Source organism: Nocardioides sp. P4_G4 (assembly GCF_056401085.1).
The window spans coordinates 17,487-30,476 of the sequence record NZ_JBFUKA010000009.1 but is presented as its reverse complement, the minus strand read 5'-3'; the positions used below and the strand labels follow the sequence as shown (position 1 = coordinate 30,476).

The window sequence follows — 12,990 nt, the reverse complement described above, 5'->3', positions numbered from 1 at the left end:
CCGGCGTGGACTGCCACCACTACGACGCCCACCGCTGTCGTTCGTGCACGTTGCTGGAGGTGCCGCGCGCCCAGCAGCTCTCCGACAAGGAGGCACACGCGCGCTCGCTCGTGCCCTCGCCGGTCTGGCTGCCCACGGTCGCCGGACCCGACGCCGGGTTCCGCAACAAGGCCAAGATGGCGGTCGGCGGTACGTCGGCCGCGCCGACCCTGGGCATCCTGGACCGCACCCGCACCGGCGTCGACCTGCGCGACTGCGGACTCCACTCCCCCGGGCTGACGGCCGCGCTGGAGGTCGTCGCCGCGTTCATCACCCGCGCCGACCTCACGCCGTACGACGTCACGACGCGTCGCGGGGAGCTCAAGCACGTGCTGCTCACCGAGTCGCCCGAGGGTGAGCTGATGCTGCGCCTCGTGGTGCGCTCCACCGCCGACGAGACCAGGATCCGCAAGCACCTGCCGTGGCTGCTRGAGGCGCTCCCGACGCTCCGGGTCGCCTCCCTCAACGTGCAGCCCTCGCACGCGGCCGTCCTGGAGGGCGAGCGCGAGATCGTGCTGACCCCGGACGCGACGCTCCCGATGCGCCTCGAGGGCCTCGACCTGGCGTTGAGACCCCGGGGCTTCTTCCAGACCAACACCCTCGTCGCCGCCTCCCTCTACTCCCAGGCCCGGGACTGGGTGGCCGGACTGCCCGGCGTCCGGACCGCGTGGGACCTCTACTGCGGCGTCGGCGGCTTCGCGCTGGCGGTGGCCGGACCGGGGCGAGCCGTCACCGGCGTGGAGGTGTCCGCCGAGGCGGTGGCCGCCGCACAGGCGACCGCGCCCGCGGGCGTCGAGTTCCTGGCCGCGGACGCGACGGCGTGGGCGCTGGCCCAGCCGGCCGCGCCGGACCTCGTCGTCGTCAACCCGCCGCGGCGCGGGATCGGTGAGGACCTCGCGCGCTGGCTGGAGGCCGGCGAGGCGTCGTACGTCATCTACTCGTCGTGCCACGCCGAGTCACTGGCCCGGGACCTGGCCCTGATGCCCTCACTGCGAGCGGTCGAGGCACGGGTGCTCGACATGTTCCCGCAGACCACCCACTACGAGGTGATCGTGCTCTTGGCACGCGATCGACGTGGCCTCGGCCACATCGGCGCCAGTCAGGAATAGCACTCCACCCGGTTCGTTGGACTGGGTGTGCCCGTACTGGTCCCCCCACCCCACAGCCCGGGCGAGATGCTGACGCGCCGGTTGTTCGTGGACCTGCTGCGCACGCAGAGCTCGCGCTGTCGTCGCTGACCCCGTCAGCACACTCGCGTCCTCGAAAGGCTCTCTCTTCAGTATGACTACCGCATCAACCGCGCAGCGGCCCACCCGCCGCCTGCGCCTCCGTCTCCCGTCCTTCGGCGTCCAGGTCCTGATCGGACTCGCGCTGGGTGTCGTCCTCGGCCTGGTGGCTCGCGCCATGGGCCCCGACTCGGTCGACGCCGCCGGCGTGGCCGACCCCAACTGGTTGACCGAGACCCTCACCACCGTGGGCGGCGTCTTCGTCACCCTCCTGCGCACGATCGTGCCGCCCCTGGTCTTCCTCGCGATCGTCGCGTCCATCGCCAACCTGCGCGACGTGACCGGCGCCGCCCGCCTGGCGTGGAAGACGCTCGCGTGGTTCGCCATCACCGCGCTCATCGCCGTGGCCATCGGCATGACGCTCGGCCTCGTGCTCCAGCCCGGCGACCACGCCAGCGTCTCCGCCGACGCCGCGTCGGCGCCGTCCACCACCGGCTCCTGGCTCGACTTCCTCACCGGCCTCGTGCCCGCCAACGTGCTCGGCCTCGAGGGCAGCGCGGGCGACGACGGGTCGGTCGGCCTGTCCTTCAACGTGCTGCAGATCCTCGTCGTGGCCATCGCCGTGGGCATCGCGACCCTCAAGGTCGGTGCGGACGCCGACCCGTTCCTGGGCGTCGTACGCTCCGCGCTGACCGTGGTCCAGAAGGTGCTGTGGTGGGTCATCCTGCTCGCCCCGATCGCCACCGTCGGCCTGCTCGGGACCGCGGTCGCCACCTACGGCTGGGACGCGCTCGGGTCGCTCGGCACCTTCACCGTGGCCATCTACCTCGGCCTGGCCCTGGTGCTGCTCGGCGTCTACCCGACACTGCTGCGCCTCAACGGACTGTCGGTCAAGCAGTTCTTCTCCGGCGCGTGGCCCGCGATCTCGCTGGCGTTCGTGTCCCGCTCTTCGGTGGGCACCATGCCGGTCACCCAGTCGGTCGCCGAGCGCAACCTCGGCGTCCCGCGGTCCTACGCGTCCTTCGCCGTGCCCCTCGGGGCGACGACCAAGATGGACGGCTGCGCCTCGATCTACCCGGCGATCTCGGCGATCTTCGTGGCGCAGTTCTTCGGCCTGGACCTGTCGGTCACCGACTACGTCCTGATCGCGTTCGTGTCGGTCATCGGCTCGGCCGCGACCGCGGGTGTCACCGGCGCCACCGTCATGCTCACGCTGACCCTCTCCACCCTGGGCCTCCCGCTCGAGGGCGTGGGCCTGCTGCTGGCCATCGACCCGATCCTCGACATGGGCCGCACCGCCACCAACGTGGCCGGCCAGGCGCTGGTGCCGAYGATCGTGGCCAAGCGCGAGGGGATCCTCGACCTCGAGGCCTACAACGCTCGCCGTACAGGTCGGGCGTGGCGCGAGGACGCTCCGGACGAGGTGCTCGTCCCCGCCTGAGCCCTCCGCCTCCCTCACGGCCCGTCCCGCGTCTGCGGGGCGGGCCGTGCTGCGTCAGCCCTCGCCTCAGCCCGTACGACGGGTGCTGCGGATCGCCCACCACAGCGCCGGCGGCACCAGGGACGCGAGCAGCAGCGACCACACCAGACCGCCGCCGGCGAGCTCCCCGGCCGCGGCCACGACCCGGGCGAGCGCGCCGCCGACCCCGTCGCCCCGCGCCAGCAGCCACTCGCCCGGCGCCAGCACGAGGGCGGTCGCGACCAGGGCCGAGGACACGACGACCACCGCCGTCAGGCCGCGGTGTACGGCGATGGCCACGGCGACGAGCAGAGCCACGAGGCCGACCCCGGCCACGACCGCCGCAGCCACGAGGCCGTACTGGCGCACCGTGCCGAGGCCGGACGCGAAGTCCAGGGCGTCGGCCGCGTCGCCGTCGCCCTCGCCGCCCAGGTCGGACTCGGCGGCGACGGCGGGCAGCTCCTCGGCGAAGGTGGACAGCACCCGCCGCGCCTCCGCGTCGTCCGTGGCGCGGGCCCGGGCGCCGAGCTCACCGGCGATCGACTCGACGTACTCCGTGGGGTCCAGTCGGCCGTCGACGATCTGCACCGAGGCGAGCGACTCCAGCACGGCCGGGTCCCCGAGCGCCTCGTCGGCGGCCTCCACGAGGATGCTCCGGGTGGCGGGCTCGAAGTCGGTGCCGCGCGACTCCTCGACGTCGGCGACCAGGGACTCGGCCGCGTCGTGGCGCACCTCGGGCACCGACAGCAGCGTCGACAGGGACCGGCCCGGCTGCTCGGGGGACACCACCACCAGGGCGAAGACAGCCAGGACCCCCGCGAGCGTGAGCAGTCCGGCAGCAGCGATCCCGATCCCAGCGGCCGCGACCGTGCGGATCCAGAACACGGCACCGCGACCCTGCGGCTCTCCAGGCGTCATCCCCACCGGCAGCGCTCCGGTCCCCCCGGCGTACGTCGTCATGGGCGTCATTGTGGTCCAGGCGCGAGCAGACCGGGGTCGACCCACATCTCGACGAGCGCCCAGCCGCCCGGGTCGGGGGCCGCCACCGCGATGCGCCCACTCCAGCCGCCGCCCACCCGGCGCCACTCCAGCAGCAGGGCTGCCTGCCGGCCGTGGGGTCCGTCGTACCAGCAGTGACGCGTGTCCGGCGGCGGGTCGGGGGGCTCGACCGTCGGGTTGCGGCGCTCCTGCGTCGCGGCCACCCGGGCCGCCAACGACTCCCCGCGTCCCGCGCTCATCCCGCCGGCCACGTCAGCGCGCGGTCTCGGTGTGAGCCGCCGCTCGGCCGGACCCGACCGGTCACTCCCGCTGACGACACGGTCGCGCGGGAGTGACGTCGGTCGTGCCGACGCGGTCGCAGAGGAACTGCTGGCCGTGCGGGTCGGACCAGAGCCACAGACCGGTGTCGAGGACCGAGTAGCCCCAGCCGGCGTGGGTCTTGAGCTGGTGGTGATGTCGGCACAGCGGCGCGATGTTGCAGTCGCACGACGGACCACCGCCGGCCGGGTCGTGGTGGTCGTAGGGAACGACGTGGTCGTGGTCGCACGAGGTCGCCGGCCGTGAGCAGTGGGGGAAGACGCACCGCCGGGCCACCAGGTCCGCGCGCCGGACGGTGGCGTCCTTGGGACGGTAGGCGTCCGTCGCGTCGTGGCCGGCGAGGTCGAGCACGGGCAGGACCTGGAGGTGCGTGTCCGTGCGGCCGCACCACTCGCGAACGGCCTGCTCGATCACGGCGCGCCCCGTCGTCGAGTTGCCGGCCACCGGATCGCCGCCCAGGTTGCCGTCCGAGATGGTGAGGACCAGCTCCGCCCGCTTGGACGGGGGCGGCGCATCCTTGCCGGACAGGAGGGCCAGCGCCGCCGCGGGGTCGGCCAGGACGCCGACCGCACGCGAGCGGCGTACGTCGAGGCTCTCGGGCACCAGGCCACCGGCCACGTCCTGTGCCGCGAGGGCGACGGCCACCCTGGACAGCACCCGGTCGAAGTCGTGCAGGTCCTTCCAGTCGCCGCGCACCGACATGTCGGCGATCCCGACGTGGTTGATCGAGTCGACGTGGAGGGTGGCGAAACGCCGATCGAGGGCCTCGAGCTGCTCGGCCTCGCGCTGCTCCGGGTAGAGCCGGAGCATGGCCTCGTCGATCGCCCGCTCGAGTGCCGTCCGACCGATCTTGTGGGCGACCGGTCCCAGGTGTCGGTCGAGGTGGTCGGAGACGTCCCGCGGGCGACCGATGATCGACTGGGCGAGCATCCGGGCCTTGTGCGGCTCCACCTCGCCGGCCTCGACCCGCCGCCACACCCGCGGCAGTCGCTCGCGGGTGAGGAGCGCGTCGCGGATCATCAGCGATCCCGCCTGGCTGGTGCGCCCGATGGCGGCCCCGAACGGGGSCGCGGCGTCCCAACGCACCACCGGGATGAAGGGGTCGTGGAACCCGTCCGGGTCACCCACGCAGCCGTGTGCACACCCGCCGGCGAAGTCGCCGACCTCGACGTCGTGCCGGTCGGCGGCGAGACAGCCGTGGAGGCACTCCCCGCCCGGTGCCGGCGAATCGGGGTCCCGGTGCGCGTCGGCCCACTCGGYGGCGAGCAGGAACACCCTGGTCTGCGCGGCGCGGGACTCGGCATCCGCCTCACGGACCCGCGCGATCAGCGCGACGTCGGAGGCGGTGGCCGAGGGCATGCCCCATGATCTCTCGAACACCTGTTCGACGTCAAGGTCGTTCGCGACTCTGGGGACAACGCTCTCGGTGGAGCGACGAGGGGCCGTGACCTCACCGGTCACAGCCCCTCGCACGACATGCGGTCACACCTGGATCAGGTCACTTCTTCGGGATCCGGAACTTCTGGCCCGGGAAGATCAGGTTGGGGTCCTCGACGTTGTTGATCCGCGCGATCTCGCGCCAGTCGACGCCGTAGCGCTGACCGATCTCGGAGAGGGTGTCGCCCGACTTCACGGTGTAGATCTCCTCGGCAGCCGCCTCGTGACGGACCTCCTGGCGCTCCTCGCGGGCGTCCTGGCGGGCCTCCTGACGAGCGTCCTGACGCTCCTCGCGTGCCTCCTGACGCTCCTCCTGCCGCTTCTCCCGCCGGGCGTTGGCCTTCTCGATGGCCTTCTGGGCCTTCTCCTCGGCCTTGCGGTCAGCTTCCGCCTGCGCCTCCTGGGCGGCCTTCGCCTCGGCCTCGGCCTGCTGGCGAGCCTCGTCGGCCTGCGCCTTCTCCTCGGCGGTGGCGGACGGCAGGCCCGCCTTCTCCGCGGCCTCGTCGGCCTTGCGTCGCGCCTCGTCGGCGCGGGCCTGGGACTCGACCTTCGCCTTGTCTGCCTCGGCCTGGGCCTGCTCGGCCTCCTGGCGCGCCTCCTCGGCCGCCTCGGCGTCGTCGGTCGTGATGGCGTCCTTCAGCTTGTCCCACAAAGACATGCGGATTCCTCTCGTTGGGGCCGGACGGGAGAACCCGTCACACGGACCGCTCTCGAACCTAGGGGCGCACCGTGGCCGATGACAGTTCTCCCCACCCCCAGAGGGGGCACGAGGCGGCTACGGCACGGCCCGCGTCGTGGCGATGGCCTCCGACAGCGGTACGTGCTCACGGGCGTCGGCGGAGGCTCGGGCGAGGAGGTTTCAGGATCCGCCGGGACGCTGCGGGTGTCCACCGGGCAATCCCCGGACGCCCTAGGTGGGCGGGTCCAGGTCGTAGTGACGGAAGACGGCCTGCGCGACACAGGCCGGGCGTTCCTGACCCTCGATCTCGAGGACGAGGTCGAGGGTGAGCTGCTCACCCCCGGGGATGTCGTCGACCTGGACGACCGTTGCCACCAGACGAATCCGGGCGCCGACGGGGACCGCCGCAGGGAACCGAACCCGGTTGTAGCCGTAGAACATGCATTCCCCGCTGACGAATGCCAGGACGGACTCGCGCAGGTGCGGGACGAGGCCGAGGGTCATGTGGGCGTGGGCGATGGGAGCGCCGAACGGACCCCGGGCAGCCAGGTCGGGATCGTTGTGGGCCCAGTGCCAGTCCTCGACCGAGCGGGCGAAGGCATCCACGTTGTCCTGGGTGATCTCGATCCACCGTGAGGGCCCGAGGAACTGACCGGCCAGGCCATGGACCGCGTCCGCGCCCCCGACCAGCACCGGTTCCACCTCGTCCGGCATCTCTGCTCCTCCAGCTGGGCGCCGTCCGGTCACCCTCGTACGGAACTCCACGTATACCGGATGGCGTCGCGGACGCACCAGACGTCGGTTGGGCGGTTCACCGACGAGCACGGGTCCCGTGTGGGCAGAATGAGCGCCGTGGCAGCCTCTCGCTTCCTTCCCATCGTCGGCTGGATCGCCTCCTACGACCGACGGTGGCTGCGCGGGGACATCGTTGCGGGTCTCACCGTCGCCGCACTGATCGTCCCGAAGAACCTGGGGTACGCCGGCATCGCGGGGATACCGCTGCAGAACGGTCTGTACGCGGCCATGGCCGCCGCGATCCTGTATGCCGTCTTCGGCACGAGCCGCCAGATCTCGATGGGACCGAGCTCGGGACTCGCCGCGGTGGCCGCCAGCGCCGTGCTGGCGGCCGGCATCACGCAGGAGCAGGAGGTCGCCTCGTTCGTGGCCGGGATCACGATCGCGTCGGGTGTCCTCTTCCTCCTGCTCGCCGTGCTCCGCATGGGGTGGATCGCCCAATTCCTGTCCCGGGCGGTCGTCACCGGTTTCCTCTTCGGAGCCGCCATCGACGTCGTGATCGGCGAGCTCCCCAAGCTCACCGGCACCGACGCCGACGGCTCGACGTCCTTCGAGGAGCTGAGGTCCTGGTTCGGCACCCTCGCCGACACCCAGCGGCCGACGCTGGTCGTGGGCCTCGTGGCTCTCCTCGTCGTGTTCGGACTCCGCGCCAGGTATCCGCGGGTCCCCGGCGCGCTCGTCCTGGTGGTCGGTGGACTCACGGCGTCCTGGGTCTTCGACCTGGGGGCACGGGGCGTGGCCCTGGTGGGCGACGTACCCAGGGGGCTGCCGTCCGTCGACCTCCCCGACGCTGCCCTGATGTGGGACCACGCGGCCACCGTGGCCGTCGCCGCAGTGGCCCTGGTGCTGATCGGCTTCTCGCAGACGGCCGGAGACGCCCGGTCGTTCGCAGCCAGGCACGACTACCAGATCGACGTCAACCAGGAGTCCCTCGCCCAGTCGGCGGCGAACGTCGGCGCCGGGCTTCTCCAGGGGATGCCTGTCTCGACCAGCCTGTCGGCGAGCTCGCTCAATGACCACTCGGGCGCCCGGTCTGGCTTGGCGTCGCTCACGTCCGGGCTGATGGTCCTGCTGACCCTGCTCGTGCTCGCGCCTCTCTTCTCCGACCTGCCCAAGCCGGTCCTGGCGGCGTTGATCATCGAGGCGGTCGTGATGGGGATGATGGATGTCGCCGAGATGCGCCGGCTCGCTCGGGTGCAGCGGTTCGACTTCTGGGTCGCCGTGGCGGCGATCATGGGCACCCTCGTCTTCGGCGTGCTCGCCGGAGTCGTCATCGGGATCGGCCTCTCCCTGCTGTGGCTCGTCTCGGTGGCGACCCGCCCCGGCATGCCCACCCTCGGACGCCAGGCAGGCACGCAGGTCTTTCGCGAGCTCGACGAGCACCCGGGCGACGAGGAGTTCCCCGGCGTCGTCGTGATCCGGATGGACGGCGGCCTGTTCTTCGCGACTGCGGACGCACTCGAGGACCGGGTCCGAGGAGTCATCCACTCCACTCCGGGCCTGACCGGGATCGTGCTCGACTGCGAGGGGATCAACTTCCTCGACTCACAGGGGTCGGCGAAGATGCGGGAGATCGTCAACCTCACCGACCGGGCCACGATCACGCTGCGCCTCGCCAGGCTCAAGCCGGCCGTCGCGGCGACCCTGGCACGCGACGGGGTCCTCGACCTCCTCGGTCCCGACCGCATCCACGGCAACGTCTTCCGAGCGGTACAGGCTCAGGCTCCGGACGCCGCCGAGCTCTAGCGCACACCACGGAAGCGGCCGGTCTTGGTCGAACCCGGGAGACTGAGCCCATGAGCCAAACCACCATCGTCGTTGCCGGAGCCACGGGAGACCTCGGTGGTCGCATCGCCCACGCTCTCCTCGCTCGCGGCGCATCGGTCCGTGCGCTGGTCCGTCACGATGCCGGCGATGTCGCACGGGACAGACTCACCGCACAGGGTCTCGACGTGGCAGCGGCGGATGCACGGGACGTGACGTCCGTCGCCGCCGCGTGCGCCGGTGCCGCGTGTGTCATCTCTGCCCTCAACGGGTTGGGCGACGTCATCCTCGATCGGCAGAGCGTCCTCATCGACGCAGCCGTACGCGCTGGCGTCCCACGGTTCATCCCCTCGGACTTCTCTGCGGACTACACAAGGACTCCTGCAGGTCGCAACCGGAACTTCGACCTACGGCGCGAGTTCATGGGTCGAGCCGACCGTGCCCCGATCGGGGTCACGTCCATCCTCAACGGAGCGTTCATGGAGCTGCTGGACGGCGACATGCCGCTCATCCAGTCGCGCATCCGACGCGTCCTGTTCTGGGGCGACTCCGACCAGAGACTCGACTTCACAGCGAAGGACGACGTCGCGGCGTACACCGCCGCCGCTGCCATGGACCCCACCACGCCGCGAATCCTGCGCATCGCCGGTGACTCCCTCAGCGCCAGGGAGATGGCCAGCGTCCTGACCGAGACGACCGGCAGCGCCTACCGGCCCCTACGTGCGGGCACCCTGGCCAGCATGAGCGCCCTCATCGGCGTGACCAAGAGGCTGGCACCCGGTGATGACGCCGTGTTCCCGGCCTGGCAGGGCATGCAGTACTCCCGCGACATGTTCGACGGTCGCGTCCGGCTGGACCCCCTCGACAACAACCGGTACCCCGACCTGTCGTGGACCTCTGTCCGTGACCGGTTCGCGGTCAGCAATGCGTTCCCCGCCCGTCGGACGACTGCCCCTGCCTGATCCGGACGCGGGCGAGGCCGCCATGATCCGCATGGTGGCCGCCGTGCCGGCTCCGTCGGACGAAGCAGGCCGCGTCTAGGACGACGTGGGAAGGCTGGGGGCGCCGCACTCGGTGTAGGCGTAGTAGAGGAACGCAGCGAGGTCGACACGGTCCTGACCGGTGCGGTTCTCGGCGACGGTCTGGTCCGACCAGTAGTCGGCTCCCGCCGCACCGACGCTGTCCGTCATGTCGATGAACACTTCGACGCCGGGCTGGGCGGTCGTGCCGTCCAGCTCTGCCGGCACGCCATCGTCCTTGATGTTCTGGATGGCGTTGCGCATTGTGGCGTCACTGTCCGTCGTCATTGCCTGGTCGACCCACGAACAGAACGAGGCCTTGTCCGCGTGGGTCGGGAGCCCCCGGGGAGCAAGGAGCCACCCAGCTGCACCAGCCACGGCGAGGACGACCACGAGCCCGCCCACGATGAGCGGAAGACGGTTGCGCCTGCGGGGCGGAGAGGACTGGGTGGTCGACACGTCGACAAGTTAGCAAGCGGCTCAGGAGCCGGTGTGGTCCTTGGCTCATTCGTCGCGGCCGGTACAGACAACCGGTGCGCAGGCGGGGTCGGCGCGGTCATCGCGCTCCCGTCCCGTTCACGGGCTCCATGCTTGAGCGCACTCGTGACGGGTTCGACCAGATGAACGAGGCGCTCGGCGAATGGACCAGCTCGCCATCGTCCCTCGTCATGGTGAATTCGCCTCTTCGGGGCGGGCCTCGGTGGAGCGCTCGGGTGACAATCTCCGAATGAGCGAGAGCTTCCCGGTCAGCTGGTATCGCGGCGACCTCTCAGCGGCCCTCGTCGCGCGTGTGGGAGCTGTCGCCGCGCTGACGGGGTCCGCTGCAGTCCATGCCACGGTCGTCCGCGAACATCTGGACGAGTGGCCTCTCGCGGGCTGGTTCTTCGTCATCATCACCCTCACGGAGTTCCTGTTGGCCCTGGCCGTCATCGGTGCGTGGTCGCAACTCACGGCGATCGCGGTTGTCGTCACTTCGATGGGGACCGTGGTGGTCTGGCTGGTGTCACGAACGGTCGGCCTGCCCTTCGGGCCAGCGGAGTTTCGATCCACCGAAGCGGTGGGCGCGCCAGACCTGGCGTGTTGCGTGCTCGAGCTTGCTGCGGCGGCCCTCGTCGCACCGTGGGCCCTCCGGCGCTGGTCGCAGCGAGAGCCTGCTCCAGGCGGCTTGAACCGAGCGGGAATGGCAGCGGCCACGGTGCTCGCGGGTGTGCTGAGCGCGGTGGCCTTGTGGGGCCTGATCTCGTCCCTCAGCGACACGGGTGCGGCCGAACATGGGCACGATGAGCATTCCGAGCCCGCCGTTGACCCAGGTTGCGGTCCGACGAGYTCGCGCCATGTCCACTGCCCGGCAGCGCCCTCGGCGTGACACGGGGCTCGGGCCGGCGCCACGTGCAATCCGGCGACGGGCCTGCCATGACATCCGGATCTGGCATCCGTCCGTCTCAAGACGCAGAAGGGAGCGGAGTTCCGGCAGCGTGGGTGCCTGAGGGCGGCAGCGCTGAAGGTGGCGCCACCAAGCTGACCAGTGGGGTACCCAGTGAGCAACGTACGACGAGCCGCGCGGGGTGGTGCGTCTCTCCACAAGAAGCCGTTCGGGCATACTGACCGACGGAGCGGAAGCAGCGCGAACCACAAGCGGGTCGTCCGATGGTTCTCCCGACTGTCATTCCGACCCCCGGCCCCCGTAGCTCAGCTGGATAGAGCAGCGGCCTTCTAATCCGCCGGTCGCAGGTTCGAATCCTGCCGGGGGCGCCACACCTCTTCGCAGGTCCGAGGAGGCTCGGCTGCCACACGTCACCGTCGCCGGACCTCGCAGTTCTTGGCCCGCTCGACATCGATGCAGGTGTCCCTGCCCCGAGCCCCGTCGGCCCGGTCCACACCGCGTCCCAGGTCGAGGACGTCCCGACCCTTGGTGCCCTCGACCCGGTCCCGGCCGGCGAACGTCCTGGCACGCAGGCTCCGGTTGCGAGGGGCAATGACGTCGTCCTCGGCGTTCGTGCCGAGATAGACCCAGTTCAGTCCGGGTCCGGACAGGCGGTGGTGCTCGTAGCCCCGCATCGAGGCCACCGTGCGCTCGACGCGGATGCGGGCCCGTCGGCGATCGACGGTGATGCTGGCCCTCGGGGCCAGCGTGGTCCCGCTGCCGAGTGCCAGGACGTCGTCCCCGCGACCACCGTCGGTGATCGTCCGGCCGCCCCGCGGGAACACGTCGTGGGTGATCTCGTCGTCGCCGCCTCCTCCACTGACACGCAGCGCTCGGACCAGCGCGGCGAAGATGGTGTCGTCGCCGGCACCGCCATCGATGTGACTGCCGTCGGCGCTGCCGTAGGAGCCCCACACCTCGCCGGTGGACACAGCCACGTAGTCGTCCCCGTCACCGCCCAYGACGTCGCTCGGGCCCCAGCTGGAGGCGATGAAGTCGTCTCCCGGACCTCCGTCGACGGTGTCGGGACTGACGTGGTCCGCGTCCTCCGGGTCGACCGTCTCCATCACGTCGAAGCCTGCGATGTCGGGGAAGACCCGGTCGTCGCCACCCTCTCCGCTGATGACGTCGCTGCCGCGGTCGGACATGATCACGTCCCCGTACGGCGACCCGACGACGTGGTCGTCGTACGGACTGCCCACGACGGTCATCGGTCCGACGACCACGATCGTGTCCGTGCCCTGGCCGACGGCGCCGCCCACACCGTCGACCGGGGTGAGGTCGACGTCCACCGCGGTCGCCGACTCGTCGTACCTGACCTGATCGGGACGGTAGGTAAAGGCGTCGGCGGCCGGGTCGAGGCCGAGGTCGACGAAGTCGTCGCCCGGTCCGGGGACAAGGAGGTCACCGAGCGACGAGTTCGACGCGGGGTCCGCGTCGCGTTCACGCCCGTCGAGGCCGCCGAAGAGGCGGTCGTCGCCGTCCCCGCCCGTCAGGGTGTCCTCGGACTCAAGGCCGCAGATCACGTCGTCGCCACCTGCGCCGTCGATGGTGTCCGCGAGCGCGGTCCCGACGATCACGTCGTCGCCGGGAGTGCCGGTGACCGGCTTGGTGTGGTGCGTGCTCGTCGGGTAGGCCATCTCGAGCGGGACGACGATCGTCGCTGCGCGACCGTCGCAGGTCTCGCCCGCCGCGGAGGCCGGCAGCGCGACGAGAACGGGAGCCAGAAGGGCCAGCGAGGTGAGGGCGATCCGGTGCATCGGGTGTCCTTCGATCATGGGCGGTGTGCTCGTCTGATGCGGCCGGCGGGCAAGAAGTTGTCGCGGCCCGAC

At 71.2% G+C, this 12,990-nt stretch carries 12 protein-coding genes and 1 tRNA gene; 6 read left to right on the top strand and 7 right to left on the bottom strand.

All coding sequences use genetic code 11. The features are described from left to right. Positions 1-5: 5 nt before the first annotated feature. The gene (gene rlmC / locus AC1DQF_RS03640) at positions 6-1,148 is read left to right on the top strand and encodes a 23S rRNA (uracil(747)-C(5))-methyltransferase RlmC (protein ID WP_477523849.1); all 1,143 of its coding nucleotides are present in this window, start codon (positions 6-8) and stop codon (positions 1,146-1,148) included. A gap of 172 nt (positions 1,149-1,320) precedes the next feature. Then, the gene (locus AC1DQF_RS03635) at positions 1,321-2,706 is read left to right on the top strand and encodes a dicarboxylate/amino acid:cation symporter (protein WP_477523848.1); all 1,386 of its coding nucleotides are present in this window, start codon (positions 1,321-1,323) and stop codon (positions 2,704-2,706) included. Positions 2,707-2,772: 66 nt separating this feature from the next. Here the strand turns inward: AC1DQF_RS03635 and AC1DQF_RS03630 are convergent, their stop codons facing one another. The 5 genes from AC1DQF_RS03630 to AC1DQF_RS03610 form a co-directional block, all read right to left on the bottom strand. Further along, positions 2,773-3,684, bottom strand: coding sequence for a hypothetical protein (locus tag AC1DQF_RS03630; RefSeq protein WP_477523847.1), 912 nt, complete (start codon positions 3,682-3,684; stop codon positions 2,773-2,775). A gap of 5 nt (positions 3,685-3,689) precedes the next feature. Then, positions 3,690-3,962, bottom strand: coding sequence for a hypothetical protein (locus AC1DQF_RS03625; protein WP_477523846.1), 273 nt, complete (start codon positions 3,960-3,962; stop codon positions 3,690-3,692). A gap of 61 nt (positions 3,963-4,023) precedes the next feature. Further along, positions 4,024-5,400 (bottom strand): HNH endonuclease signature motif containing protein, encoded by a 1,377-nt coding sequence (locus AC1DQF_RS03620; RefSeq protein WP_477523845.1) that lies wholly within the window; start codon positions 5,398-5,400, stop codon positions 4,024-4,026. A gap of 139 nt (positions 5,401-5,539) precedes the next feature. Beyond that, complete coding sequence (locus AC1DQF_RS03615) at positions 5,540-6,136, bottom strand: LysM peptidoglycan-binding domain-containing protein (protein ID WP_477523844.1); 597 nt, start codon at positions 6,134-6,136, stop codon at positions 5,540-5,542. A 252-nt stretch (positions 6,137-6,388) separates the two neighbouring features. Continuing rightward, positions 6,389-6,871, bottom strand: coding sequence for a MaoC family dehydratase (locus AC1DQF_RS03610; protein ID WP_477523843.1), 483 nt, complete (start codon positions 6,869-6,871; stop codon positions 6,389-6,391). A gap of 138 nt (positions 6,872-7,009) precedes the next feature. Here AC1DQF_RS03610 and AC1DQF_RS03605 point away from each other — a divergent pair, with 138 nt between their 5' ends. Then, entirely contained in the window at positions 7,010-8,698 is a 1,689-nt protein-coding gene (locus AC1DQF_RS03605) for a SulP family inorganic anion transporter (RefSeq protein ID WP_477523842.1), read from the top strand. 50 nt (positions 8,699-8,748) lie between these two features. Further along, on the top strand, positions 8,749-9,678 hold the full coding sequence (locus AC1DQF_RS03600) for an NmrA family NAD(P)-binding protein (protein ID WP_477523841.1): 930 nt from the start codon (positions 8,749-8,751) through the stop codon (positions 9,676-9,678). A gap of 75 nt (positions 9,679-9,753) precedes the next feature. On the opposite strand, the gene AC1DQF_RS03595 is transcribed toward AC1DQF_RS03600, so the two are convergent. Then, positions 9,754-9,999, bottom strand: a complete 246-nt coding sequence (locus tag AC1DQF_RS03595; RefSeq protein ID WP_477523840.1) for a hypothetical protein — start codon at positions 9,997-9,999, stop codon at positions 9,754-9,756. Positions 10,000-10,375: 376 nt separating this feature from the next. Between AC1DQF_RS03595 and AC1DQF_RS03590 the strand changes: the two genes are divergently transcribed. Both AC1DQF_RS03590 and AC1DQF_RS03585 read left to right on the top strand, forming a co-directional pair. Then, positions 10,376-11,101, top strand: coding sequence for a hypothetical protein (locus tag AC1DQF_RS03590; protein ID WP_477523839.1), 726 nt, complete (start codon positions 10,376-10,378; stop codon positions 11,099-11,101). 312 nt (positions 11,102-11,413) lie between these two features. Next, positions 11,414-11,490 (top strand) — tRNA-Arg (locus tag AC1DQF_RS03585). A 39-nt stretch (positions 11,491-11,529) separates the two neighbouring features. Here AC1DQF_RS03585 and AC1DQF_RS03580 read toward each other — a convergent pair. Then, positions 11,530-12,936: a calcium-binding protein gene (locus AC1DQF_RS03580; RefSeq protein WP_477523838.1), complete on the bottom strand. Its 1,407-nt coding sequence runs from the start codon at positions 12,934-12,936 to the stop codon at positions 11,530-11,532. Positions 12,937-12,990: the final 54 nt, after the last annotated feature.